This window comes from Vibrio sp. St2 (assembly GCF_947311885.1).
In the GTDB taxonomy this organism is placed as follows: Bacteria; Pseudomonadota; Gammaproteobacteria; order Enterobacterales; family Vibrionaceae; genus Vibrio; species Vibrio coralliilyticus.
The window spans coordinates 300,464-325,024 of sequence record NZ_CAMZNA010000004.1; the positions used below are offsets into that span (position 1 = coordinate 300,464).

Genomic DNA, 24,561 nt, shown 5'->3' on the forward strand with positions numbered 1-24,561 from the left:
TTCCTAGAATAAACTGATACTAAATTTAATAGGTTACTTCGCGTTATGTTCTTTAATGAACTCAGCGAGTAATAATTCCTGTTCGTCAGTCAGAGCTAGGTTTTCCAGGAGCTCTGGTCTTCTTATCCAGGTACGGCCTAACGACTGCTTGAGTCGCCAGCGACGAATGTCCTTATGGTTACCGGATTTCAGTACCGTAGGTACCTCTTCTCCATCTAACACTTCCGGACGCGTATAGTGCGGACAGTCCAATAAACCATTGGCAAAAGAATCTTCTTCTGCTGACGCAAAATCTCCCAGCACTCCCGGTATAAACCGAGATACCGAGTCGATTAGCGTCATGGCTGGAATCTCTCCACCCGTCATCACGAAATCTCCGATTGACCATTCTTCGTCAACCTCAGATTGGATGATACGCTCATCTACCCCTTCGTAGCGGCCGCAAATCAGAAGTAAATTCTCATTTGTTGCCAGCTCTTCTACCCCTTGCTGGTCGAGTTTACGACCTTGAGGTGATAGGTAAATAACTTTCGTCTTACCCGGTGAGGCTTGTTTAGCGGTATGGATAGCATCACGCAAAGGCTGAACCATCATAAGCATACCAGGGCCACCACCGTATGGTCTGTCATCGACAGTTCGATGCTTGTCGTGAGTGAAATCACGAGGATTCCAAGTCTCAATCGACAAGAGACCTTTCTTAACCGCTTGACCTGTTACTCCAAAATCAGTAACAGAACGGAACATTTCAGGAAATAGGCTAATTACGCCAACCCACATGTTTATCTCGCTCTGATAATTTGGAGTTTAGAATCCAGGATCCCAGTCAACTTCGATCCGTTGAGCTTCACGATCAATCAACTTGATCACTTGCTCTTCAAGGAACGGAATTAATCGTTCCTTTTGCCCAAAAGCATCTTTCAAATTTGCTTTAACCACCAAAACATCGTTGGAACCCGTTTCAAGCATGTCAGAGACAGTGCCTAAGTCATAACCTTTATCAGTTACAACCTGCATTCCAATCAAATCACGCCAGTAGAACTCATCTTCTGGCAATTCCGGCAGTACCGCAGGGTCAATTGCGATTTCAAAGTTAGTCAGTAATTGCGCTTCTTCGCGCACGTCCAGACCTTCCAGCTTTACCACCAAACCTTTGTTATGGCGCTTCCAGCTTTCTACTTTTCGCTCAACCCACTCACCTTTCTGGTTAATAAACCAAGGTGCGTAATCAAATATGCTTTCGGTATTGTCTGTGTAGGAAAAAACTTTAAGCCAGCCACGAATGCCGTAAGTAGCACCAAACTTACCTACAACAATCTTCTCGCTGCTCATTGTTTCATTACCTTTCATCGACATAAGCTAATTACTACTTCTTAAATTAAGAATTAAGCCGCTTTTTGAGCGTCTTTAACTAGCTTAGCTACGCGGTCAGATAGAGATGCGCCTTGACCAACCCAGTGGTTAACGCGATCTAGGTCTAGACGTAGACCTTCTTCTTGACCTTTAGCCGTTGGGTTGAAGAAACCAACTTTCTCGATGAAACGGCCAGTTGCAGCATTGCGGCTGTCCGCTACTACGATTTGATAAAATGGACGCTTCTTAGCGCCGTGACGTGCCAAACGAATGGTTACCATGTCGTCCTCTTTGCTTTCTCAAAAATAAAATTAACCCCAGGAACCGCTTAATGAAAAACAGTTTGGGGTCTCGTGCCAAAATAAAGCTCCGGAATTTTACTCTTATTCCGGAGCAATGCAAGGTATTTAGCTACTTTTTCACCAACATAAAACGAGATCTAAGTTTGTGACCTAGCTAACACCTTGAAATTTTTATCGCAGGGGAATTTTAACGCCCAAATGGGTTGAAGCCTCCGCCTCCACCCATACCACCCATACCACCCATACCGCCCATGCCACCCATCATGCCTTGCATGTTGCGCATCATGCCTTTCATTCCACCCTTCTGCATTTTCTTCATCATCTTCTGCATCTGAGTGAATTGCTTGAGCAGGCGGTTAACATCCTGAACCTGAGTACCAGAACCCGCAGCAATACGTTTTTTACGCGAGCCTTTAATCAACTCAGGACGTTGACGTTCTTTCATGGTCATGGAATTGATGATGGCTTCCATTTGCTTAAACATCTTGTCATCGACTTTATCTTTGACGTTGTCTGGCAAATTGCTCATGCCTGGCAGCTTATCCATCATGCCCATCATGCCGCCCATGTTCTGCATCTGACCAAGTTGTTCACGGAAGTCTTCAAGGTCGAAGCCTTTCTTCTCTTTAAACTTCTTAGCCAGCTTCTCTGCTTTCTCAGTATCAACATTACGTTGTAGATCTTCGATAAGCGACAGTACGTCACCCATACCAAGAATACGTGAAGCAACGCGATCAGGGTGGAATGGTTCTAGTGCATCGGTTTTCTCACCGACACCCAAGAATTTAATTGGTTTACCTGTGATATGACGAACCGAAAGTGCTGCACCACCACGCGCATCACCATCGACCTTGGTTAGGATCACACCCGTCAGTGGTAACGCATCGCCAAACGCTTTCGCTGTGTTTGCGGCATCCTGACCTGTCATTGCATCGACAACAAACAGAGTCTCAACAGGATCAATCGCAGAGTGAAGCTCTTGGATCTCACCCATCATCTGCTCATCAATCGCTAGGCGACCCGCTGTATCGACAAGAAGAACGTCATAGAATTTCTTCTTCGCATGGTCTATTGCAGCATTGGCAATATCAATCGGCTTTTGATCAGGCGAAGATGGGAAGAAATCGACACCAATGTCTGAAGCCAGCGTTTCTAGCTGTTTGATCGCCGCTGGGCGATAGACGTCCGCAGAGACAACCAAGACTTTCTTCTTGTCTCTCTCTTTTAACAACTTAGAAAGCTTTCCAACCGAGGTGGTTTTACCGGCACCTTGCAAACCTGCCATTAGGATCACAGCTGGCGGCTGTGCAGCAAGGTTTAGAGCCTCATTGGACTCACCCATCACGGCTTCAAGTTCAGATTGAACAATCTTAATGAACTCTTGACCAGGGGTTAGAGACTTAGAAACCTCTACGCCCACGGCGCCTTCTTTTACGCGTTTGACAAAATCACGTACAACCGGAAGAGCGACGTCGGCTTCAAGCAGCGCCATGCGCACTTCACGCAAAGTGTCTTTTATATTGTCTTCGGTCAAACGACCTTTACCGCTGATATTCTTCAGCGTTTTGGATAATCGATCCGTTAAATTCTCAAACATCTTAGTCTCTTTACCTGAGCGACTCACAGTGTAGTCGCCCTAAAATGACGACAAATTACTGTGAGTATACCTTAGCCAGTCCTCGCTTTGCACTGCCGCGATAACATTTGATCTCTCCCGTGACACAAATCAGGGAGATAAGTCATAGCCCAAGCTGTTGATGCAAGGTATAATTTGTTAAAAATCCACCAGATCTTAGAGAAGAATGGACAACTTAATCGCCGTTGCTGCTGCAATACTCTATTTCTTAGCAATAGCAACTATAGTACCGGGGCTTGTACATCAAACAGGTATCCGAGCCAAAACTGTCTTGATCAGTGCTTTCTTAGCGCTCGCTTTTCATGCCTGGTTATTAAGTGATTTGATTATTGAAGGATCAGGGCAGAACTTGAGTATCCTCAATGTCGCTTCCTTGATTAGTTTTATTATTTCTCTGGTTTTAAGTCTGGCGATGCTACGAACACGTCTGTGGTTTCTTCTGCCCGTGGTATATAGTTTTGCGGCAATAAACTTATCTGCAGCCGCTTTCTTACCCAGTACGTTTATTACTCATTTAGAGCAAGATCCAAAACTGCTGATTCACATTTCTCTGGCGCTTTTCTCATACTCAACGCTCACCATTGGTGCTCTTTATGCTCTGCAACTGGCTTGGTTAGATCACAAATTAAAAACCAAAAAAGCCTTAGTGATTAACCCGAACCTACCACCATTGCTAATGGTCGAGCGACAGCTCTTTAAGATCATCTTGGTTGGTAACCTGCTGCTAACCGGCACCCTGCTCACTGGCTTTATTTTTGTGCAAGATATGTTTGCTCAAGGAAAAGCACACAAAGGCATCTTGTCTTTTATTGCTTGGGTGGTCTACTCCATTCTGCTCTGGGGTCACTATCAGAAAGGATGGCGTGGTCGAAAAGTGACTTGGTTTGCCGTTGCCGGAGCGACTTTGCTGACACTGGCTTATTTTGGCAGCCGCTTTGTTCGCGAGATCATTCTTAACTAATTAATATTCAAAGGTGCATAGATTGCACCTTTCTTTTACAATACTTCGCCCGATACCTGAGATTGACTTAGCGCTTTTGTTAGGTCATAAATTAATCAAACATCAAAAGGAAAAGATAAGTTTTGGACGACATATCAACGGGTCTCTTGTTTGCGCTACTTGCGTGTCTGATTGTTATTTCAGGATATTTCTCAGGTTCAGAAACCGGCATGATGGCTCTGAATCGCTACCGTCTCAAACACCTTGCGAATAATGGGCATAAAGGCGCGAAACGCGTCGAAAAGCTATTGGATCGTCCAGATCGTTTGATTGGTTTGATTTTAATTGGCAATAACCTCGTCAATATTCTCGCCTCAGCAATCGCGACTATTCTTGGAATGCGCTTATACGGTGACATCGGAGTTGCCATCGCAACGGGTGCGTTAACTATGGTGGTCCTTGTTTTCGCAGAAGTAACACCAAAAACGCTCGCAGCACTCTACCCCGAACGTGTTTCCTACGCGAGCAGTATCCTTCTCAGCATCTTGATGAAGTTACTGTCACCACTAGTGATGCTGGTTAACTTCATTACTAATGGTTTTATACGCTTACTTGGCATTCGGGCTAATCACGGCGGTGATGATCATCTAAGCTCAGAAGAACTGCGTACTGTCGTTAACGAAGCCGGAAGCCTGATCCCAAGACGCCACCAAGATATGTTGATTTCCATCCTAGATCTAGAGCATGTCACTGTTAATGACATCATGGTGCCTAGAAACGAAATCACAGGCATCGATATTAATGATGACTGGAAATCTATTGTTCGCCAGCTAACCCATTCTCCTCATGGTCGCGTCGTGCTATACCGCGACCAGATTGACGAAGTCGTCGGTATGCTGCGCTTGCGTGAGTCTTACCGCCTGATGCTGGAAAAAAACGAATTTAACAAAGAGACTCTGCTCAGAGCCGCAGACGAAGTTTACTTTATTCCTGAAGGCACTCCGCTCAATATTCAGCTGTTGAAGTTTCAGCGAAATAAAGAACGTATCGGACTTATCGTCAACGAATACGGTGACATCATTGGCTTGATTACACTAGAAGATATTCTGGAAGAAATTGTTGGCGAGTTCACCACTTCGATTGCACCAAGTCTGTCTGAAGAAATCACCCCACAGGGTGATGGCAGCTTCTTAATTGAAGGCAGTGCGAATATTCGCGATATCAACAAAGGGTTAATGTGGAAGCTACCAACTGACGGCCCTCGTACATTGAATGGTTTGATCCTTGAGCATTTAGAGGACATTCCTGAAAGCCACCTGAGCGTTCAAGTGTCGGGTCACCCAATGGAAATCGTCGAGTTAGAAGAGAACCGTATTAAGCTGGTAAAAGTGTTCCCAAGTAACGCTAAAGAAAGTTAATAAATAGCAGAGCGAAAAATAATAAAGCCTTGGCAATGCCAAGGCTTTTTCTTTACTTAAGAAGAATTTACTCTTCGTTCATGCTGAACAGGCTTTCCATGTTCAGACCTTGTTTGATCAGGATCTCTCTTAAACGGCGTAGGCCTTCAACCTGAATCTGACGAACACGTTCACGAGTTAGGTTAATTTCACGTCCTACTTCTTCCAGTGTTGACGGCTCGTAACCCAGCAATCCAAAACGACGTGCTAAAACTTCTTTCTGCTTAGGATTCAGTTCATCCAACCAATGGATCAATGAAGATTTGATATCATCGTCTTGTGTGGACACTTCAGGGTCAGAGTTGTTCACATCAGGAATAATATCTAGCAGTGCTTTTTCACCATCACCACCGATAGGGGTGTCTACAGAACTAATGCGTTCGTTGAGGCGTAGCATCTTGCTGACATCGTCGACTGGCTTGTCGAGTTGTGTAGCAATCTCTTCTGCCGTTGGTTCATGGTCCAGCTTCTGTGATAACTCACGAGCAGTACGCAGATAGATATTCAGTTCCTTGACCACATGAATAGGCAAACGTATGGTGCGAGTTTGATTCATCAAAGCACGTTCAATCGTTTGGCGAATCCACCATGTAGCATAGGTCGAGAATCGGAACCCTCTCTCTGGGTCAAACTTTTCAACCGCGCGAATCAAGCCTAAGTTACCTTCTTCAATCAGATCAAGCAGAGCAAGCCCACGGTTGCTGTATCGACGGGAAATTTTCACCACTAAGCGAAGATTACTTTCAATCATTCGTTTACGCGCAGCTTCATCACCTCTTAGGGCACGGCGAGCGTACAAAACTTCTTCTTCTGCGGTGAGTAGTGGAGAGAAACCAATTTCTCCCAAGTAAAGTTGAGTGGCATCCAAGCTTTTTGTGGAAGCGTCAAACTCCTCTTTGGCGTCCTCTGCTTGGGTGCGGTTGGCGGTAGTAAGCCCGTTTGCCTGAATCGATTCCATTGTTGGTTCAAGCTCGAACTCTTCGACTTTCGTTGCTGTATTGCTGATACTCATAGCGCCTCCCCCTGGCGAGCTAGCAAGACATTACTACTTCTAATGTCGCTATTTACCTATTAAGTATTAGGGTAAGTAGCGTTTTGGATTCACTGACTTACCTTGATAGCGAATTTCAAAGTGTAGACGAACACTGTTGGTTCCAGAACTGCCCATTGTTGCGATTTTCTGGCCTGCTTTTACACTTTGTCCTTCGTGTACGAGCAACCGTTCATTATGCGCATAAGCACTGAGGTAGTTATCGTTATGTTTGATAATCACGAGATTACCATAACCGCGCAGCGCGTTACCCGAATAAACAACGGTGCCATTAGCTGTAGACGTTATCGGCTGACCTCGCTGCCCTGCAATGTCGATGCCTTTATTCCCTTGGTCTCCAGCTGAGAAGTTTTTGATTACCCTCCCTTTGGTTGGCCATAACCATTTAGAGATTTTCTCATTCTTTGGTTTAGAGCTACTGACCGATTTGTTAACGTTTTGTTTACTTTTAGAACCAACATACTCCTTTGATTTTGATTGATCAACCTTCTTAACTGGATCTTTTTTAACCACCTTTTGTTTGCTTTGCGTGCTTTTAGAGCTAACCGATTGATTCGAGTTTTTACTCGATTTTATAGATGGTGTTGATGCCACTGCGACAACAACAGGTGCAGATACCGCACCAGCGCCTGTACCACCGTACGCTGGAGGGTTATAGGCAGGTTGCCAAAGTTTTAGTTTTTGACCAGGAAAGATGGTGTATGGCGCCGTTAAGCCATTGTAACGAATGATATCTTTTACATCTTTATCTGTGACGTACGCAATAAAGTAAAGCGTGTCACCTTTCTTGACCTGATAGTAACTGCCTCGATAGCTACCACGTGAGATAGAACTGTAATCTTTGTTGAGACCTGAAACTGGCGCAGGGGAATGAGCAGCACATCCAATCAGTATGCTACTTAAGGCCACAACAGGAATAAACTTAGACCAACACTTCATAGTTAAGCAAGTTCACCAGCAATCAGGGGAACAAAACGCACATCTTCGATAATTTGGGATAAAAACTCATCGCCCTGACGGGTTATTTTTAGCAATTGCTGGACATCTTCTCCGACCGGAATCACCAGAATGCCTCCATCCGAGAGCTGTTCAAGCAGTACAGGAGGAACGGAAGCTGCTGCAGCGGTGACAATAATTGCGTCAAATGGTCCTTTGACTGCCCAGCCTTGCCAACCATCTCCATGCTTCGTCGATACATTATAAATATCCAGTTGCTTAAGGCGACGCTTTGCCTCCCACTGGAGAGACTTGATGCGCTCTATCGAATAAACATGATCCACCAACTGAGCTAGTACAGCCGTCTGATAACCAGAGCCGGTCCCCACTTCTAAGACTTTGCTTGTCGAGCGAAGTTCAAGCATTTCGGTCATCTTAGCAACAATATAGGGCTGAGATATGGTCTGCCCCTGGCCGATAGGTAATGCGTTGTTGTCATACGCTTGATGTACCATCGCCTGAGAAACAAACCGTTCTCGCGGCAAAGCATAAATTGCGTTGATCACGTTTTGATCCTGAATGCCGCTGGCGACCAGAAAGTCGATCAATCTATCGGCATGTGGATTCGTCATTCTTACTTGTCCTTCAACCAGTTATCCATACTGCGTAACGACTCATGAGCCGTCAGGTCTACTTGTAGCGGGGTAAGTGAAACAAAACCCTGCTCGATGGCATAGAAATCCGTACCTTCTCCGGCGTCCTGTTCCTTACCCGGAGGCCCTAACCAATAAATATCATGACCTCGCGGATCTTGCTGCTTGATCATCGCTTCCGCGTGATGGCGCGCACCTAACCTAGTGACACTGATACCTTTCAGCGCATCCGATGGCAGATCGGGAATATTGATATTTAATAATCGATTGGTTGGAATCGGAGCCGTAAGGTGCTGCTCGACAATGTCTCTTGCGATATGAGCAGCCGTTGCAAAGTGAGTTTTACCTACCAAAGAAAAGGCTATCGACTGAACCCCAAGGAAATGCCCTTCCATCGCAGCAGCCACCGTACCGGAATAAAGCACATCATCACCCAAGTTAGCACCATGATTAATACCCGTCAGTACCAAATCCGGAAGGTCATCTTTCATCAGCTCATTTAATGCAAAGTGCACACAATCGGTAGGTGTTCCCTGAACAGAATATATACCTGCCGATAACTCTTTGACACGCAGAGGCTGTTCAAGCGTGAGCGAGTTTGATGCACCAGAACGATTTCGGTCAGGTGCAACAATGGTAATGTCGGCAAGGTCGCTCAATGCTTCAGCCAAAGCATGAATCCCCTCAGCATGCACTCCATCATCGTTACTTAATAATATTTTCAGTGCTTTGTCACTCATTCGTAGCTGCGCTCCACTTCCTGTTCCTGAATAAGCTCACGAATGATTGCTGTGGCGAAGCAGCCAGCATCCAAAGAGAATCGCAATGTTATTGTGTCCTGCTCAACACTCCAAGAAAGATCCTGAGGTTTTAGCGCTACAGGACGACGATCATGGCGCATGCGATTTCCGCGGATAAGAGCCATCAAATCAGGTTCCGCATCCAGATGAGGCTGTTCCAATGCCAGAGCCTTCTCTTTAGTGGGCAAAGCATTATCACCCGCCATCGCTGCCGTGATCTGAGCATCGCCTTGCTTAATGGCCTCGTTAAGTTCTGCCAGTGCTTCTGATTCAGCAATAACAACTCCCTCAGATGTGTGAATACAATCACCTTCTACAGCCAGATTAAACACGTCTTGTTCAATGCGCTGTGACACTATGTTGTTGAAGATCCACGAGCGTGCTGCCGAAAGATACAAGCTTCTTTTGTTTTGATTTCGAGTGCGCACATTCTCACGCCCCCAACGTCTTGCTTCATTGAGATTGTTACCTTTGTTCCCGAAACGCTGACTACCAAAATAATTTGGAACACCGTGTTGGCGGACTGATTCCAGTCGCACAAGTACATCTTCGACATCACTTACTTCTGTCAACGTGATGATGAATTCATTTCCGATTAAGTCACCCGGGCGTAGTTTTTTGTTGTGGCGGCTGGTTTCAACAATCTCAATACTTGGGTGTTGGCTAAGAAATGCTCTGAAATCAGGAGTGTTCCCTTTAGGCAGATGAACACTTAACCACTGCTCAGTCACAGCATGACGATCTTTTAAACCAGCCCAGCTGACATCTTTCGATTTCACGCCACAGGCTTTAGCCAGCTCATTTGCAACGAAGCTGGTATTCTCTCCCGTCTTACGGATACGCACCATCAGATGCTCTCCTTCGCCAGTAAAGGCAAAACCAAGATCCTCGTTAACCTGAAAATGCTGCGGCTGGGCTTTCAACTTCCCCGTGGCTTGAGGTTTTCCATTCAAATAGGCAAGTGAAGATAAAATGTCAGTCATAATGTTACCGTTACCCCTTTCTGCGATAGTCGCCAAGGCGTAGTTTTTATTGTTGTTTTATTATTAATACGACCGCTTCGGTCGCGATACCTTCTTTGCGGCCAGTGAAACCAAGGCGCTCCGTCGTTGTCGCTTTGACATTCACATTGCCAATATCCGTTTCAAGATCTTGCGCAATCACTTCACACATCGCCGCGATATGCGGGGCCATTTTGGGCGCTTGAGCCATAATGGTGACGTCCGCATTTCCCAGTACATAACCTTGTTCTTTCACTCTGCGGTACACGTCGCGCAGTAAATCCCGGCTGTCCGCTCCTTTCCATTTATCATCGGTATCAGGAAAGTGACGACCAATATCACCCGCTGCAATGGCTCCGAGTAACGCGTCACATAGAGCATGCAGAGCAACATCACCATCTGAGTGAGCGATCAGCCCCTGCTCATACGGCACAGAAACACCACCTATAATTACCGGGCCTTCGCCACCAAACTTGTGTACATCGAAGCCGTGACCAATACGAATCATGATTTATCCTTTATTACGATTAAGATAAAACTCTGCGAGCGCTAAATCTTCGGGCTGAGTAATTTTTATATTATCCGCCGAACCCTGTACCAGAGCTGGAGATTGCCCAGACCACTCCATCGCAGACGCTTCGTCAGTAATAGTAATACCTTTCAAAAGCGCCTCACTCAGGGCCGTGGTCAGTTGCTCAGTTTTAAACATTTGTGGAGTCAGTGCGTGCCACAGTGCTTCTCTATCTACAGTATGATCAATATTTTGACCTCTGTTTGCTCTTTTCATTGTGTCTCTGACGGGCGAAGCGAGAATGCCTCCAACCTCATGCTGTAATGACACCTCAATAAGCTTATCTAAATCTTGCTTTTTTACACATGGCCTAGCGGCATCGTGCACCATCACCCAATCGGCAAGCTGATGGTCACAAACGAACTTCAGCCCAGACAAGACGGAATCTGCTCGCTCCTTTCCTCCATCCACTTTTACTACTTGCGGGTTTTGAGCAATAGATAGCAGCGGAAAGTATGGATCACCGTCGGTAATCGATACGATGACTTTATCTATTTTAGGGTGTTGCAGTAGTTTCTCGACTGTATGCTCAAGGACGGCCTTATCGTTAATAGAGAGGTACTGCTTTGGGCGATCTGCCTGCATACGGCTGCCAACACCAGCAGCAGGGACTATAGCAACAATGGAAGGGTTCACTTGCGTCATGCTTAGTTGTCATCTCCGACAATGCGGTAAAACGTCTCACCTTCTTTGACCATTCCCAATTCATGGCGAGCACGCTCTTCGATAGCGTCTAGCCCTTGGCGAAGGTCATCAATTTCAGCAAACATTTCATTGTTTCGATTCTGCAGGTTACCATTAACCTGATGCTGAACTTCAATTTCAGCATTGACCGACTGAAACTCAGAAATGCCATTTTTGCCCAGCCACAAGGTGTACTGCAGCCAGCCTAATAACAAGAGTAAAGTTAGGGCAAAAATTCGCATAAAATATTCTAAGAATGAGAGATATAGAAAGACCACATATATATCATAATGTCTCTTTTCAAGCGAGATTGACGCATGTGGTCTTTACAAAGATATTGATTAACTTATGCGCTTACTGCATTAGTAAGAATGCAAACAAACCGAAGCCGAGGATCAATCGGTAAATCACGAAAGGTGTCATCCCCATCCTAGAGATCAATTTCAGGAAGAAATGAATACATACGTAGGCGCTGATAAACGAGGTTACGATCCCTGTCAGCAAAACACCTAGATGAATAGGGTCGCCACTGCTCACCAATTTCAGACCTAAGTAACCACCAGCCAATAGAATAATAGGGATAGACATAAGGAAGGAAAATCTTGCGGCTGCTTCACGGGTAAAGCCTAAGTACAATGCTGCCGTGATTGTCGCGCCAGAACGAGAAGTGCCTGGAATCATGGCTAGTGCCTGAGCAACACCGATAAACAATGCTTTCTTCCAATCTGCCTGATACTCATCATCCGCGAGGCTTGAATTTTTATCGACATACCACAGCAATAAGCCAAAAACGATGGTTGTGGTCGCAATCACCCAAGCACTACGTAGATACAACTCTATAAAGTCTTTCATTAGCAAACCAAACACACACGCAGGTATGGTTGCTAAAATGATCATCCACGCCAGTTTTGCTTCTTTACTGCGATCACCCTTAAAAATAGACGCGAAAAAGGCCGACAGTAACGACACTACTTCACTACGGAAATAGATCATGACGGCTGCCAACGTACCAACATGCACTGCCACATCGAACGCTAAACCTTGATCTTCCCAGCCCAATACTGCTGAAGGCAGGATTAAGTGCGCCGAGCTGGAAATAGGCAAAAACTCAGTAAGACCTTGTATTAAGGCCAGAATAAACGCTTCAAAATAACTCATTAGATACTCAATTATGTTTGGTAATCAAACCAGAGGTCGACTTTGTTTAAGGTTTCTGGATAAGACGATTCGCGCCAGATTTGGCGTATGGTTCGACCATCACCTGGCACACAAAGTTCAGCGCACAACTCATTAAGTGGCTCAATAACAAAACCGTATTTATAGATATCGCTACGAGGCAATTCTGGAGCCTGTTCAGAGACATGATGACCAAATAAGATGATGTCCAGATCAACGGTTCGCGGCTGAAACTTCTGCGCATATTCTTCGCGCCCCCATTTGAGCTCAATATGACGCAGTTGTCGTGAAAATTCCGTTAAACTTAACGGCGTTTTCATTTCTACGACAAGGTTATAGAAGGTATCCCCCTCGAACCCAACCGCTTCACACTCGTAAATCGTGGACAATCGAAGATCCTGACCTAGCTCAGACAACTCAACTATCGCGGCTTCAATATGTTTGCGCCTTTCTACATTGGATCCTACTCCAATGTATGTGGTGTTCATGCCACGCCTCGTTCAATGATAACTCCAACACCCGAAGCTTGCGGTACCGCACCAGGTTTGGTGAGGCGAATCTTGACCCATGGCACACTGAATTGTGTCATGATCAGTTGAGCCACTTCTTCAGCCACACGCTCGACAAGTAAAAAACGGCCAGATTCAATATGAGATAACACTGCTGAGCTGACTTGCGCGTAGTCAAGCGCATCAACCACATCATCACTTTTACCTGCTGGTTGGTTGTCATGAGCCATTTCAATATCCAAAACCAGCTTTTGTTTGATTTCCTGTTCCCAATCGTAAACGCCGATAGTGGTGATCACTTCTAACTGCTCGATAAATACTTTATCCATGCGCTTTGCTTCCTTTAGAGGTCGGATACCCAAATCAGGTAAAAAGTCGTACTATTTTTATCTCAAACGCCACGCAGTTGGTAGTTTGAGTATTCTAAGCGCGATATGATATCAATTACTTGCCTAGCTAACATCTCTTTATAACGAGTAACTTTACTATGACGCCACTAGCACTTGTCATGATCATCTTTGCCTATCTATTGGGCTCGATCTCGAGTGCAGTTTTGATCTGTCGCGTACTCAGACTTCCTGACCCTCGTGGAGTCGGCTCTCACAATCCGGGGGCAACCAACGTGTTAAGAATTGGAGGCAAAAAGGCAGCTGCGGCAGTGCTGCTGTGCGATATGCTCAAAGGGACTATTCCCGTCTGGAGTGGTTACTTCCTGAGTATCGACCCGATCATTCTTGGCGTAATTGCGATCGCAGCCTGTTTAGGCCATATGTATCCGATCTTCTTTCATTTTAAAGGTGGTAAAGGCGTTGCTACTGCCCTAGGCGCCATAGCCCCAATAGGGCTAGACTTAACAGCAATGATCATTGCGACATGGTTGTTGGTTGTATTGATTTTTCGTTATTCATCTCTGGCTGCCATCGTCACTGTACTGTTAGCCCCTTTATATACGTGGATGATCAAACCTCAATACACATTACCTGTCGCTATGCTATGTTGCCTGATAGTGTTCAGACACCACCAAAATATCAGACGCTTGTTTGAGGGAACGGAGCCCAAAGTCGGCGAGAAAAAGAAAGGGCTCAATAAGGCCTCATGAAGAGGCCTCATTATTGTTTAACTGTATACCTTAGAAAGGAAATTCTGCAGCATTGCAGTAACAAATTCCGGTTGCTCTAGGTTAGCAATGTGACCAGCTTTCGGCACCTGAATAAGTTCTGAGCCCGTAATGCAATCGTTCATTAAATACGATTCCAGAACGGGACGAGGAATGTCTTCTTGCCCTACAGCGATCAGCACAGGTAACGCGAACTTCTCAATATCTTCGATTTGGTCTCGACGGCCAAACACCATTCGCCCCATACGTGCGACTTCCGCAGCTTGCTGACCTTTCAGATTAGATAACTTCTCTCGAAACCCAGCCACTAAATCAGGTGACTCTTGCTCTGCATTTCGCGCAAAAAACATCGGAGTAACAATATCAACGATAGGCTCTGGCACCATTTGTGCGGCCGAAATAGTTTCCAACATAGTGAAGTATTTTTTGTGGGTCACTTCTGGTTCTAAACCGACAAACGTATCCATCATAACCAGAGATTTGACACGCTCAGGTGCTAGATTCACCACTTCACTGCCCCACATACCACCAACAGAAAGCCCGATAATCGAAAACTGCTCAACTTCCAGATGGTCCATTAACGCTATAATCTGCTGAGCATAATCCACCAATGAGGTAGTTGAAGCCGGAGCAAACTCAGAGTGACCATGAGCCCAAAAATCCGGCACTACGCAGCGATAGTTTTGACTCAATACTTCAATTTGAGGCACCCACATTTCGCTGTCCCACAGATAGCTGTGACCAAAAACGATAACTGGGCCTTGGCCAACATCTTGATACGCCATTTGATGGCCATCTACAGCAAATTTATTCACAGTTTTTTCCATTGGTAATATTTATAAAATCCAAGAGTATCATTAATGACAAAGTTAACACCTCGGATGTTTTCACTTTATCCGATAAAAAGAAAAAAGGCCGACTATCAAGAGCGGCCTTATAACAAGCAATCTATGCGATAGGTTCAAGCTGATCGATAGGCCAACGTGGCGTTGCCTGAACCGATAAATCTGCCAGCTCACCATTTTTCAATCGTTGCATACCTGCATACGCGATCATTGCACCATTGTCGGTACAAAACTCGGTACGAGGGTAATAAACCTCACCGCCAATTTTCTGCGCAAGTTGTTCTAGGTCAGCTCGTAATCGACGATTAGCACTCACGCCACCCGCTATTACGATGCGTTTAAAACCCGTTTGTTCTAGCGCTCGCTTACATTTAATCGTTAGTGTAGCGCACACCGCTTCTTCAAAAGCCAAAGCTATATCAGCACGCGTTTGTTCGTCGTCACCATTCGCTGCAATGGTATTAGCAGTGAATGTTTTCAGCCCAGAGAAGCTCATATCTAAGCCCGGTCTATCTGTCATTGGACGAGGGAATTTGAAGCGCCCTGGCGTGCCTTTTTCAGCTAACTTAGAAAGCAGCGGACCACCTGGATAATCCAAACCCATCAGTTTAGCTGTTTTATCAAATGCTTCCCCTGCGGCGTCATCAATCGACTCACCGAGAATCTTATATTCACCAATGCCGTTCACTTCGACCATCATTGAGTGACCACCAGAAACCAAGACTGCGACAAATGGGAAGGGAGGGGGATTATCTTCGAGCATAGGCGCAAGAAGGTGACCTTCCATATGATGGACAGGCACAGCAGGCACCCCCCAAGCATACGCCAAGCTACGACCGATTGTTGCACCAACAAGCAACGCCCCAACCAAGCCTGGGCCTGCGGTATACGCCACTCCATCAATATCCTTTGGCGTCAGATTCGCTTCGGCCATTGCGGCTTTGATCAATGGGATCGTCTTCTTTACATGATCTCGTGAGGCAAGTTCAGGTACCACACCACCATAATCGGCATGGAGCTTAACCTGACTATATAGCTTATGAGAAAGCAGCCCTTTCTCATCGTCGTAAATCGCGATGCCTGTTTCATCACATGAGGTTTCAATACCAATAATGCGCATGGTTTAACCTAGGTGTCTTAATCTCTGATTCAAAATTGGCGCAATCTTACCTCGGCTTGGCTTCGCAAACAAATTTTGTATACTGAATAGACTACAAAGGGCTTTACAAAGCCTATGTGATCGGATTAAAATTCCGCACCATTTTTGATCAAGCTGATTGTAGACCCAGCATTAAAGCTCGGTACTGTGAAATCAGCATTAACGAATAACCCCTGAGGTGAAAGGCATATGCCAGTAGTTAAAGTACGTGAAAACGAACCGTTCGACGTTGCTCTACGTCGTTTCAAACGCTCTTGCGAAAAAGCAGGTATCCTTTCTGAAGTGCGTCGTCGTGAGCACTACGAAAAGCCAACTACAGTTCGCAAACGCGCTAAAGCAGCGGCTCAAAAGCGTCACGCTAAGAAGCTAGCTCGCGAAAACGCTCGTCGCGTTCGCCTGTACTAATAGCTAAGTCCAAAAGGATTCTAGTTATGGCTCTGATTGATACTCTCAAAGAAGAGCAAAAATTAGCGATGAAAGCCAAGGACAAACTTCGCCTTGGCACTATTCGTTTAGCTCTTTCCGCCATTAAGCAACGTGAAGTTGACGAACAGATTACTCTGGGCGACGACGATATTCTCGCTGTGCTGACGAAAATGGTTAAACAACGTCGCGACTCTGTCGCTCAATTCGAATCAGCAGGTCGACAAGATCTGGCTGACGCTGAGCAAGCTGAGATTGCTGTACTTGAGGACTTTATGCCTCAACCGCTAACTGATGAAGAAGTGGCGGCACTTATTGAGAGTGCTATTGCTGATTCAGGTGCTGCGGGCATGCAAGACATGGGTAAAGTAATGGGCGTGCTTAAGCCTCAAATTCAAGGGCGTGCAGATATGGGTAAAGTAAGCGGTTTAGTTCGCGCTAAACTAGGTTAATTACCCAACCCAAATTGCAGCAAGCCGTGCTATCCTCTGGAACGCACGGCTTGTTTGTATCTAGATTAGTCTTTTCTTTCTTTGTTAGGTTTTATGGCAGGACACATCCCCCGCAGTTTTATTGATGACCTACTGGCTCGACTGGATATCGTCGATATCATTGATGCTCGGGTAAAACTTAAGAAAAAAGGCAAAAACTACGGCGCATGCTGCCCTTTCCACAACGAAAAAACACCTTCCTTTAGTGTTAGCCAAGAAAAGCAGTTTTATCACTGTTTCGGCTGTGGGGCACACGGCAATGCCATCGACTTCATGATGGAATATGAGCGCCTTGAATTCCCTGAAGCCATTGAAGAACTCGCCTCTTATCTTGGGATTGATGTGCCAAGAGAGCAGCGTCAGGGTGGCCGCTTTCCTTCCAATCAGCCTCAAGCAAATACCGAGCAAAAACGTAACCTCTACGATTTGATGACTGGGATTGCGCAGTTCTATCGAGACCAGCTCAAACTTTCTACCAGTAAGGTCGCAATTGACTACCTCAAAGAGCGTGGTTTATCTGGTGAAATCGTTCAGAAGTTTGGCATCGGATATGTCGCTGATGAATGGGATCTGGTGCGGAAAAACTTTGGTCAGCAGAAACAAGCGCAAGATATGCTTGTATCAGGTGGGATGCTGATTGAGAACGACAAAGGCAACCGCTATGACCGCTTTCGCGGCCGGGTAATGTTCCCAATCCGTGATCGTCGAGGTCGAGTGATTGGTTTTGGTGGACGAGTTATTGGAGATGGTACACCAAAATACCTTAACTCTCCTGAAACACCTATTTTCCACAAAGGTAAAGAGCTTTACGGGCTATACGAAGTAACCCAAGCATACCGCGAGCCTCCTCAGATTCTTGTCGTCGAAGGCTATATGGATGTAGTCGCGCTAGCGCAATATGGTGTCGATTATTCAGTGGCCTCACTTGGTACGTCTACGACCGGTGATCATATTCAACTGCTGTTTCGTCAAACCAATACCGTTGTATGTTGCTATGATGGCGACCGCGCGGGTAAAGAGGCGGCTTGGCGTGCGCTAGAGAATGCGCTGCAATACCTGAAAACAGGTAATACTCTGAAGTTTTTGTTTCTTCCTGATGGTGAAGACCCAGATAGCTATATCCGAAAATACGGCAAAGATGCCTTTGAGCAGCAAATGCATCAAGCCATTCCGCTTTCACGCTACCTATTTGAAAATTTAATCGAGATTCATCAGCTCAACTTAGGAAGCAATGAAGGTAAGTCGGCGTTAAGAGCCCATGCAAGTAGCTTAATTAACAAAATTCCAGATCCTTATTTCCAAGAGTTACTGGAAAAGTTACTTGATGAACGTACAGGGTTTGATAACCGACTGCGCCAACCGCGCAGAAAGACAAATGAAACCAGACCTCAGCCACATAAGGAGCTCAAGCGCACTCCAATGCGTGAGGTTATCGCTTTGCTTATTCAAAATCCGAGCTATGCTCAAATGGTACCTGACCTCTCAAGCGTGAAAGGCTTATCGGTACCGGGATTAAGTTTATTTGTTGAGGTGCTTGAATATTGTCATCACCACCCCAATGTAAACACAGGCCAGTTGACCGAACACTGGCGAAATACGAGCCATGACGCTCTACTGTCTCGCTTAGCCGGATGGGAAATCCCGCTCGACGAAGACAACGAACAAGATATATTTTTAGACTCGCTGGACAAAATACTGGCTCAGTGCGTCGAAAAGCAAATTGAGAATCTGCAGGCCAAAGAAAGAAGTGTCGGTTTATCAACCGAAGAAAGAAGGGAGCTACTAGCACTAATGCTAGATTTAAAAGCGTAACCCTGTTCGAATAGTCAGCAACAAATTAATTTGTTAATATGTGTGGTTTGCACTCGCATACTAATTCCTTCACCAGATACTAAGTTGGATACCGTCTATGGATCAAAATCCGCAGTCACAGCTAAAACAACTTGTCATTAAAGGCAAGGAACAAGGCTATCTGACCTACGCAGAAGTAAACGACCACCTGCCAGCAGAAATCGTAGATTCCGAGCAGGTCGAAGATATCATTCAGATGATCAACGACATGGGCATTCGAGTAGTGGAAACCGCTCCGGATGCTGATGATCTTGCACTGAATGATGACGATACAATCACCGATGAAGACGCAGCCGAAGCTGCTGCTGCTGCGCTATCAAGCGTAGAGAATGAAATCGGCCGCACCACTGACCCAGTGCGCATGTACATGCGCGAAATGGGTACCGTAGAACTGCTGACTCGCGAAGGTGAGATCGATATTGCAAAGCGTATTGAAGATGGTATCAACCAAGTTCAAAATGCCGTTGCTGAGTATCCAGGAACCATCCCTTATATTCTTGAGCAGTTTGATAAGGTTCAGGCAGAAGAACTTCGCCTAACCGACCTTATCACGGGCTTCGTGGATCCAGACGCAGATGAAACGGCGGCACCAACAGCTACGCATATCGGTTCTGAACTTGCAGAATCAGATCTTGAAGATGAAGATGCTGAAGAAGAAGACGCGGAAGAGTCTGAAGACGATGAAGAAGAGGAAGATACAGGCATTGATCCTGAGCTTGCTCTAGAGAAGTTCACGGCTTTACGTAACACTTTCCAGAACTATCAGCTTGCTTGTAACGAGTATGGCAACGAGAGCCCGAAAGCGACACTTGCGCATGAAATGGTTATCGACGTCTTCAAAGAGTTCCGTCTAACACCTAAACAGTTTGACTACCTAGTTGAAGAGCTACGCACCTCAATGGAGCGTGTTCGTACTCAAGAACGCCTGATCATGAAAGCCTCTGTTGAGTATGGCAAGATGCCAAAGAAATCGTTCATTACCCTCTTCACGGGCAATGAGTCTAGCGAAGCTTGGTTAGACGAGATTCTCTCTTCAGATAAACCGTACGCGGAAAAAATCCGTCGCAGCGAAGATGATATTCGCCGTTCAATCATGAAACTAAAAGTGATTGAAGAAGAAACGTCGCTTACGGTTCAAAACATCAAAGACATCAGTCGCCGCATGTCTATCGGTGAAGCGAAAGCTCGCCGTGCTAAGAAAGAGATGGTTGAAGCAAACTTACGTCTGGTAATTTCTATTGCGAAGAAATACACCAACCGTGGCCTACAATTCTTGGATCTGATCCAGGAAGGTAACATCGGTCTGATGAAAGCAGTAGATAAGTTTGAATACCGTCGTGGTTACAAGTTCTCGACTTACGCGACTTGGTGGATTCGTCAGGCGATCACTCGTTCGATTGCTGACCAAGCACGAACTATCCGTATCCCGGTTCATATGATCGAGACGATCAACAAACTTAACCGTATCTCTCGTCAAATGCTTCAGGAGATGGGTCGCGAGCCGTTGCCGGAAGAACTTGCAGAACGCATGCAAATGCCGGAAGACAAAATCCGTAAAGTTCTGAAGATTGCCAAAGAGCCAATCTCAATGGAAACACCAATCGGTGATGACGAAGATTCACATCTAGGTGACTTCATTGAAGATACAACGCTTGAGCTGCCTCTTGATTCGGCGACTTCTACAAGTCTAAAAGTGGCAACGAAAGACGTTTTGGCTGGCTTAACACCTCGTGAAGCGAAAGTCCTACGTATGCGTTTCGGTATCGATATGAATACTGACCACACATTAGAAGAGGTTGGTAAACAATTTGACGTAACACGTGAACGTATTCGTCAGATTGAAGCGAAAGCACTACGTAAGCTTCGCCACCCTAGCCGCTCAGAAACTCTGCGCAGCTTCTTGGATGAATAACTAAGCAAATTGATTAAAAGGCGAGCATTAGCTCGCCTTTTTTGTATCCAAATGATTTAAGTGAATAAAATCTGAGCGCATTTACCCTATCAAGTATCTAGACAGCCCGATCTGCATCCCCTATAATCCTCCTCCTAACGGCCCCTTAGCTCAGTGGTTAGAGCAGTCGACTCATAATCGATTGGTCCGCAGTTCAAGTCTGCGAGGGGCCACCAAATACAAAAAAGCCTGATGAAGAAACTCATCAGGCTTTTTGCTTTTTCGATTTCGATTGCCTCAGAAACCTTTGGCCTTTTTGATCAAGTCGTAGGCATTTTGAATCTCTTGTGCTTTTTCTTTGGCCACATTCATCATTTCTGGTGGTAAACCTTTTGCCATTAGCTTATCGGGGTGATGCTCATTCATCAGCTTACGGTAAGCACGTTTAACTGTTTTTGTATCAGCACTACTATCGACCCCCAGTAACTTGTATGCATCACTTAATTGATCCGCAGTCGAGGCTTGTTGCCAACTGCCAGACTGATGGGAATGTCCACTGCCTGAATGCCCTCCGAAGCCTCCTTGTTGAAAGCGGAACGCCGCTTCCTGCATACGCAAGCGCTGCTCTAGTTGGTCAGAAGAAAAGCCTAGCCCTTTCGCTACCTTATGTAACACACTGCGTTCGCTTGGATGAATATCACCATCCGCAAACGCTGCCGAGATTTGCAGTTCTAAAAAGAACTGCATTAAATCAAATCGACCACCGGATGAAATACGAACTCGCTCTAAAACAGTGTCTAATGGGAAGTCGGCGTCTTTACCCTCACGAAAAGCATTCTGTGCGGCGCGGCGTAACTCTCCATGTAGATTCATTCGTTCCATCATGGTGGTCGCCAGCTGAATTTCTTCACGAGTGACCTGGCCTTTAGCTTTCGCTACATGCCCCATTACCGCAAACGCAGCTTTGAAAAACTCTTCTTGCCGCTCAGCTTGACTAGGTCCGCCGCCAAAGCCCGAATTAAATCCAGCTTGGCGTAGACGGCGGGCTTTATCGAACTGGTGACCTAAAAATAGACCGAATATCGCACCAAATGGTCCTCCCATCAGAAAGCCAAAAAAAGTGCCGAGTATTTTGCCGAAAATATGCATTATGTGCTCTCAATCTCTGAATTTTTTCTTAGTAAAGCGGTCTGATAGTGCCGTAAGCGACAAATTCCTTTATTATAAGGACCGTTTTATTTTACATTCGGTCATCTATTCACCGGATATATCAAGTTCAACAGGATAGTAAAACTCGATGCCACGTTTTTCTCGCACCTTGTTAGCCACTTCTATTAGTGCCGCGTTTCTTATGCCCCAAGCTCAGGCTGAAGACATCCCTCTCGATACTTCACAAGAAATGCCTTTCATTGGCGAATGCCAAACATTAGACCTTATTGACCAATGTCTGGTCAATGAAGAGGAGCCTGAAAACGCAAATCAACTGCCAATTAACGTTGAAGCCGACAGTTTAGAAGCCATCAATGGTGACAAAGCCACCTACAGTGGCAATGTTACTGTCGTTCAAGGCAAGAAACGTATGAAAGCAGACAATGTTACCTTGCATCAGCAAGATAACATTGTGGTGGCAGAAGGTAACGTGACATTCAGTGATGGCGAACTGAAAACTATATCAGATAAAGCTGTCAACAAACTCAATACTGAAGAAGTGACACTAGAGAACACTAACTATAAGTTTTTATGTGAGCCTGGTCGTGGTGAAGCCGTCTATGTCTCTAAAACGGGCAAGGCTGTTTATGAGATAGAAGATGGGACGATTACATCTTGTCCAGAAGGCGATAAGTCTTGGCGAATGAAAGCATCAAGTATCGATATCGACCAGAACGAAGAAGAAGCTACCTTCTATAATCCACGCTTTGAAATCCTCAACGTGCCTGTTTTTTATCTGCCGTTTTTAACAGTTCCGATTGGTGATACACGTAAAACAGGATTCTTGTACCCAACGGTATCTTATGGCTCCAGTGATGGCTTTGAAATGGAAGTGCCGATTTACTGGAACTTGGCACCCAACTATGATTTAGAAACCACACTAAAGTACATGCAAGAACGAGGTACTCAGCTAAACAGTGAGTTTCGTTACCTGTCAGATCTCGGCTATAGTACATTGAAATCTGAATACCTACCTGATGATAAAAAATACCCAGAACAAGGAGACCGATGGGGATTTCAATGGCAACACAACGGTATTTTCCAAGAAAGCTGGAAATTCGAAATAGATTATTCCAAAGTCAGTGACATCAGCTACTTTTCTAATGTCGACTCAAGCTTGGGGAATCAATCAGATGGTCAACTTCTGCAAGAAGCGCAAGCTACTTATCGTTCATCAGCTTGGGATGCCACAATCTTAACTCGAGATTTCCAAGTATTAACAACTAGTAGCAATACTCCATACCGACTTTTGCCCCAAGTAGAGTTTAACTACTACGCTCCTGAGCTAATGCGCTATCTTGATTTTGATGTAATCAGCCATGTTTCTCAATTTGACACTGACGATCCAGATAAGCCATCGGCTACACGAGTGCATGTTGAGCCCGGTATAAAAATCCCAGTTGGTACCACTTGGGGGACTTGGACAACAGAGGCTCGAGTACTAGGCACCTACTATCAACAAGACTTAGATGGTCTTAACCTTGCTGCCTTTAGCAACGATGGTTACAACCTAAAGGAGTCCACTTCTCGAGTGATTCCAGAGTTTAGAACTCATGCTGGCGTGGTTCTTGAAAGAGATACCGTTCTGTTTGATAACTACACTCAGACGCTGGAACCGCAGATCCAATATCTGTATGTTCCAGAAGAAGATCAAAGTGAAATCTACCTCTATGATACAACGCTGCTACAAACCGACTATTACGGGCTATTTCGTAGTCGTAAATATAGTGGCGTCGATCGTATTGCCGCAGCTAACCAATTCAGCTATGGTGCCTCAACACGCTTCTTTGATGAGCAGTACAAAGAGCGCCTGAATATCTCATTCGGTCAAATCTTCTACCTAGATAAAGATACCAAGAATTCAGCCCTAGATAACCAAGACAATAAGTCCAACTATTCGGCTTGGGCAGTGGAGATGGACTTCAACTACGATGATTATCTCTTTTATCATGGCGGTATTCAGTATGATATCGATACCAGTGAAGTACAGTTAGGTAACAGTACTCTAGAATATCGATTCTCAGATGGTTATATTCAGGGCAATTACCGCTATGTAACTCGTAGTTACATAGAAAGTACTTTAGGAGATAGCATTGGAGACCTAAATACCATAACGGAAGATGGTATTTCGCAAGCAGGCTTGCTTGCGGGCTACCAGCTGACACGAAATTGGTATGCCAATGCACAGTATTTTTACGATTTAACTTCTGAAGAAGCTTTAGAATGGTTAGCAAACTTAAGTTACAGATCTGATTGTTGGTACATTGGCTTTTCATATAGCAAACAGTTGCAAAGTGGCTTGCTTTCTGAGCCACCACAGCCGTTATACGAAAATAACTTCAGCTTTAACTTTGGTATTATTGGCTTCGGTACTAATTTAGGATCTAGCTCGGGTGTTACAGGGGTAGCTGGAGCAAGTAACTCCCTTGGCTACGGGCGTCCGTTCTTCTTAAACAACTAATTTAAAAAGCTTGTGGTCTAACACCACAGACTAGATATTCTCACAGGA

The 24,561-nt window shown here is 45.3% G+C and carries 26 protein-coding genes and 1 tRNA gene; 9 read left to right on the forward strand and 18 right to left on the reverse strand.

The window, feature by feature from the left end; translation table 11 throughout:
• Nucleotides 1–33: 33 nt before the first annotated feature.
• The 4 genes from trmD to ffh form a co-directional block, all read right to left on the reverse strand.
• Nucleotides 34–777: a tRNA (guanosine(37)-N1)-methyltransferase TrmD gene (gene trmD / locus QMA41_RS15025; protein ID WP_006958144.1), complete on the reverse strand. Its 744-nt coding sequence runs from the start codon at nt 775–777 to the stop codon at nt 34–36.
• A gap of 27 nt (nt 778–804) precedes the next feature.
• The gene (rimM, locus tag QMA41_RS15030; protein WP_031343344.1) at nt 805–1,353 is read right to left on the reverse strand and encodes a ribosome maturation factor RimM; all 549 of its coding nucleotides are present in this window, start codon (nt 1,351–1,353) and stop codon (nt 805–807) included.
• Between the two features lie 29 nt (nt 1,354–1,382).
• Nucleotides 1,383–1,631, reverse strand: a complete 249-nt coding sequence (gene rpsP, locus QMA41_RS15035; RefSeq protein ID WP_005438039.1) for a 30S ribosomal protein S16 — start codon at nt 1,629–1,631, stop codon at nt 1,383–1,385.
• A 208-nt stretch (nt 1,632–1,839) separates the two neighbouring features.
• On the reverse strand, nt 1,840–3,249 hold the full coding sequence (gene ffh / locus QMA41_RS15040) for a signal recognition particle protein (RefSeq protein ID WP_281630069.1): 1,410 nt from the start codon (nt 3,247–3,249) through the stop codon (nt 1,840–1,842).
• Between the two features lie 205 nt (nt 3,250–3,454).
• Here ffh and QMA41_RS15045 point away from each other — a divergent pair, with 205 nt between their 5' ends.
• Together QMA41_RS15045 and QMA41_RS15050 are read left to right on the forward strand one after the other, a co-directional pair.
• Nucleotides 3,455–4,249, forward strand: coding sequence for an inner membrane protein YpjD (locus QMA41_RS15045; RefSeq protein WP_038164050.1), 795 nt, complete (start codon nt 3,455–3,457; stop codon nt 4,247–4,249).
• A 122-nt stretch (nt 4,250–4,371) separates the two neighbouring features.
• Entirely contained in the window at nt 4,372–5,646 is a 1,275-nt protein-coding gene (locus QMA41_RS15050; RefSeq protein ID WP_281630070.1) for a CNNM domain-containing protein, read from the forward strand.
• Nucleotides 5,647–5,713: 67 nt separating this feature from the next.
• Here the strand turns inward: QMA41_RS15050 and rpoS are convergent, their stop codons facing one another.
• The 11 genes from rpoS to folB form a co-directional block, all read right to left on the reverse strand.
• The gene (gene rpoS, locus QMA41_RS15055) at nt 5,714–6,697 is read right to left on the reverse strand and encodes an RNA polymerase sigma factor RpoS (protein WP_006958149.1); all 984 of its coding nucleotides are present in this window, start codon (nt 6,695–6,697) and stop codon (nt 5,714–5,716) included.
• A gap of 66 nt (nt 6,698–6,763) precedes the next feature.
• On the reverse strand, nt 6,764–7,675 hold the full coding sequence (nlpD, locus tag QMA41_RS15060) for a murein hydrolase activator NlpD (protein ID WP_065741166.1): 912 nt from the start codon (nt 7,673–7,675) through the stop codon (nt 6,764–6,766).
• A gap of 2 nt (nt 7,676–7,677) precedes the next feature.
• Nucleotides 7,678–8,304, reverse strand: a complete 627-nt coding sequence (locus QMA41_RS15065; RefSeq protein WP_038164045.1) for a protein-L-isoaspartate(D-aspartate) O-methyltransferase — start codon at nt 8,302–8,304, stop codon at nt 7,678–7,680.
• Between the two features lie 2 nt (nt 8,305–8,306).
• Complete coding sequence (gene surE, locus QMA41_RS15070) at nt 8,307–9,050, reverse strand: 5'/3'-nucleotidase SurE (protein ID WP_172845461.1); 744 nt, start codon at nt 9,048–9,050, stop codon at nt 8,307–8,309.
• 11 nt (nt 9,051–9,061) lie between these two features.
• Complete coding sequence (gene truD, locus QMA41_RS15075; protein WP_281630071.1) at nt 9,062–10,108, reverse strand: tRNA pseudouridine(13) synthase TruD; 1,047 nt, start codon at nt 10,106–10,108, stop codon at nt 9,062–9,064.
• 46 nt (nt 10,109–10,154) lie between these two features.
• Entirely contained in the window at nt 10,155–10,634 is a 480-nt protein-coding gene (gene ispF / locus QMA41_RS15080; RefSeq protein ID WP_281630072.1) for a 2-C-methyl-D-erythritol 2,4-cyclodiphosphate synthase, read from the reverse strand.
• Between the two features lie 3 nt (nt 10,635–10,637).
• Entirely contained in the window at nt 10,638–11,342 is a 705-nt protein-coding gene (ispD, locus tag QMA41_RS15085; RefSeq protein ID WP_171352568.1) for a 2-C-methyl-D-erythritol 4-phosphate cytidylyltransferase, read from the reverse strand.
• 2 nt (nt 11,343–11,344) lie between these two features.
• Nucleotides 11,345–11,623: a cell division protein FtsB gene (gene ftsB, locus QMA41_RS15090; RefSeq protein WP_019277512.1), complete on the reverse strand. Its 279-nt coding sequence runs from the start codon at nt 11,621–11,623 to the stop codon at nt 11,345–11,347.
• A gap of 112 nt (nt 11,624–11,735) precedes the next feature.
• Nucleotides 11,736–12,539: an undecaprenyl-diphosphate phosphatase gene (locus tag QMA41_RS15095; protein WP_038164036.1), complete on the reverse strand. Its 804-nt coding sequence runs from the start codon at nt 12,537–12,539 to the stop codon at nt 11,736–11,738.
• A gap of 11 nt (nt 12,540–12,550) precedes the next feature.
• A complete protein-coding gene (gene folK / locus QMA41_RS15100) occupies nt 12,551–13,045 on the reverse strand; it encodes a 2-amino-4-hydroxy-6-hydroxymethyldihydropteridine diphosphokinase (protein WP_019277510.1) in 495 nt (164 codons plus the stop codon).
• A complete protein-coding gene (gene folB, locus QMA41_RS15105) occupies nt 13,042–13,395 on the reverse strand; it encodes a dihydroneopterin aldolase (protein WP_019277509.1) in 354 nt (117 codons plus the stop codon). Before folB ends, folK begins: the two co-directional genes overlap by 4 nt.
• 158 nt (nt 13,396–13,553) lie before the next feature.
• Between folB and plsY the strand changes: the two genes are divergently transcribed.
• Nucleotides 13,554–14,165 carry a glycerol-3-phosphate 1-O-acyltransferase PlsY gene (plsY, locus tag QMA41_RS15110; protein ID WP_043009255.1) on the forward strand — a complete coding sequence of 204 codons (612 nt, stop codon included), beginning with the start codon at nt 13,554–13,556 and terminating at the stop codon, nt 14,163–14,165.
• Between the two features lie 17 nt (nt 14,166–14,182).
• On the opposite strand, the gene QMA41_RS15115 is transcribed toward plsY, so the two are convergent.
• Together QMA41_RS15115 and tsaD are read right to left on the reverse strand one after the other, a co-directional pair.
• Nucleotides 14,183–14,998 (reverse strand): alpha/beta fold hydrolase, encoded by an 816-nt coding sequence (locus tag QMA41_RS15115; protein ID WP_281630073.1) that lies wholly within the window; start codon nt 14,996–14,998, stop codon nt 14,183–14,185.
• Between the two features lie 133 nt (nt 14,999–15,131).
• On the reverse strand, nt 15,132–16,148 hold the full coding sequence (gene tsaD / locus QMA41_RS15120) for a tRNA (adenosine(37)-N6)-threonylcarbamoyltransferase complex transferase subunit TsaD (RefSeq protein WP_006958176.1): 1,017 nt from the start codon (nt 16,146–16,148) through the stop codon (nt 15,132–15,134).
• 228 nt (nt 16,149–16,376) lie between these two features.
• On the opposite strand from tsaD, the gene rpsU reads away from it, so the two are divergent.
• From rpsU to QMA41_RS15145, 5 genes are all read left to right on the forward strand, one after another.
• Nucleotides 16,377–16,592: a 30S ribosomal protein S21 gene (gene rpsU / locus QMA41_RS15125; RefSeq protein ID WP_001145625.1), complete on the forward strand. Its 216-nt coding sequence runs from the start codon at nt 16,377–16,379 to the stop codon at nt 16,590–16,592.
• Nucleotides 16,593–16,618: 26 nt separating this feature from the next.
• The gene (locus QMA41_RS15130; protein WP_019277505.1) at nt 16,619–17,062 is read left to right on the forward strand and encodes a GatB/YqeY domain-containing protein; all 444 of its coding nucleotides are present in this window, start codon (nt 16,619–16,621) and stop codon (nt 17,060–17,062) included.
• Nucleotides 17,063–17,155: 93 nt separating this feature from the next.
• Entirely contained in the window at nt 17,156–18,913 is a 1,758-nt protein-coding gene (dnaG, locus tag QMA41_RS15135; RefSeq protein ID WP_038164023.1) for a DNA primase, read from the forward strand.
• A 97-nt stretch (nt 18,914–19,010) separates the two neighbouring features.
• The gene (rpoD, locus tag QMA41_RS15140; RefSeq protein ID WP_006958179.1) at nt 19,011–20,864 is read left to right on the forward strand and encodes an RNA polymerase sigma factor RpoD; all 1,854 of its coding nucleotides are present in this window, start codon (nt 19,011–19,013) and stop codon (nt 20,862–20,864) included.
• A gap of 139 nt (nt 20,865–21,003) precedes the next feature.
• Nucleotides 21,004–21,079 (forward strand) — tRNA-Ile (locus tag QMA41_RS15145).
• A 61-nt stretch (nt 21,080–21,140) separates the two neighbouring features.
• On the opposite strand, the gene djlA is transcribed toward QMA41_RS15145, so the two are convergent.
• The gene (gene djlA, locus QMA41_RS15150; RefSeq protein WP_281630074.1) at nt 21,141–21,992 is read right to left on the reverse strand and encodes a co-chaperone DjlA; all 852 of its coding nucleotides are present in this window, start codon (nt 21,990–21,992) and stop codon (nt 21,141–21,143) included.
• A gap of 148 nt (nt 21,993–22,140) precedes the next feature.
• On the opposite strand from djlA, the gene lptD reads away from it, so the two are divergent.
• Nucleotides 22,141–24,513, forward strand: coding sequence for an LPS assembly protein LptD (gene lptD / locus QMA41_RS15155; protein WP_281630075.1), 2,373 nt, complete (start codon nt 22,141–22,143; stop codon nt 24,511–24,513).
• Nucleotides 24,514–24,561 lie beyond the last annotated feature (48 nt).

Bases quoted from the DNA above. Each gene is read 5' to 3' on its own strand.
- trmD (WP_006958144.1), bottom strand. From the start codon at position 777: ATGTGGGTTGGCGTAATTAGCCTATTTCCTGAAATGTTCCGTTCTGTT.
- rimM (WP_031343344.1), bottom strand. From the start codon at position 1,353: ATGTCGATGAAAGGTAATGAAACAATGAGCAGCGAGAAGATTGTTGTA.
- rpsP (WP_005438039.1), bottom strand. From the start codon at position 1,631: ATGGTAACCATTCGTTTGGCACGTCACGGCGCTAAGAAGCGTCCATTT.
- ffh (WP_281630069.1), bottom strand. From the start codon at position 3,249: ATGTTTGAGAATTTAACGGATCGATTATCCAAAACGCTGAAGAATATC.
- QMA41_RS15045 (WP_038164050.1), top strand. From the start codon at position 3,455: ATGGACAACTTAATCGCCGTTGCTGCTGCAATACTCTATTTCTTAGCA.
- rpoS (WP_006958149.1), bottom strand. From the start codon at position 6,697: ATGAGTATCAGCAATACAGCAACGAAAGTCGAAGAGTTCGAGCTTGAA.
- nlpD (WP_065741166.1), bottom strand. From the start codon at position 7,675: ATGAAGTGTTGGTCTAAGTTTATTCCTGTTGTGGCCTTAAGTAGCATA.
- QMA41_RS15065 (WP_038164045.1), bottom strand. From the start codon at position 8,304: ATGACGAATCCACATGCCGATAGATTGATCGACTTTCTGGTCGCCAGC.
- truD (WP_281630071.1), bottom strand. From the start codon at position 10,108: ATGACTGACATTTTATCTTCACTTGCCTATTTGAATGGAAAACCTCAA.
- ispF (WP_281630072.1), bottom strand. From the start codon at position 10,634: ATGATTCGTATTGGTCACGGCTTCGATGTACACAAGTTTGGTGGCGAA.
- ispD (WP_171352568.1), bottom strand. From the start codon at position 11,342: ATGACGCAAGTGAACCCTTCCATTGTTGCTATAGTCCCTGCTGCTGGT.
- ftsB (WP_019277512.1), bottom strand. From the start codon at position 11,623: ATGCGAATTTTTGCCCTAACTTTACTCTTGTTATTAGGCTGGCTGCAG.
- QMA41_RS15095 (WP_038164036.1), bottom strand. From the start codon at position 12,539: ATGAGTTATTTTGAAGCGTTTATTCTGGCCTTAATACAAGGTCTTACT.
- folK (WP_019277510.1), bottom strand. From the start codon at position 13,045: ATGAACACCACATACATTGGAGTAGGATCCAATGTAGAAAGGCGCAAA.
- folB (WP_019277509.1), bottom strand. From the start codon at position 13,395: ATGGATAAAGTATTTATCGAGCAGTTAGAAGTGATCACCACTATCGGC.
- plsY (WP_043009255.1), top strand. From the start codon at position 13,554: ATGACGCCACTAGCACTTGTCATGATCATCTTTGCCTATCTATTGGGC.
- tsaD (WP_006958176.1), bottom strand. From the start codon at position 16,148: ATGCGCATTATTGGTATTGAAACCTCATGTGATGAAACAGGCATCGCG.
- rpsU (WP_001145625.1), top strand. From the start codon at position 16,377: ATGCCAGTAGTTAAAGTACGTGAAAACGAACCGTTCGACGTTGCTCTA.
- QMA41_RS15130 (WP_019277505.1), top strand. From the start codon at position 16,619: ATGGCTCTGATTGATACTCTCAAAGAAGAGCAAAAATTAGCGATGAAA.
- dnaG (WP_038164023.1), top strand. From the start codon at position 17,156: ATGGCAGGACACATCCCCCGCAGTTTTATTGATGACCTACTGGCTCGA.
- rpoD (WP_006958179.1), top strand. From the start codon at position 19,011: ATGGATCAAAATCCGCAGTCACAGCTAAAACAACTTGTCATTAAAGGC.
- djlA (WP_281630074.1), bottom strand. From the start codon at position 21,992: ATGCATATTTTCGGCAAAATACTCGGCACTTTTTTTGGCTTTCTGATG.
- lptD (WP_281630075.1), top strand. From the start codon at position 22,141: ATGCCACGTTTTTCTCGCACCTTGTTAGCCACTTCTATTAGTGCCGCG.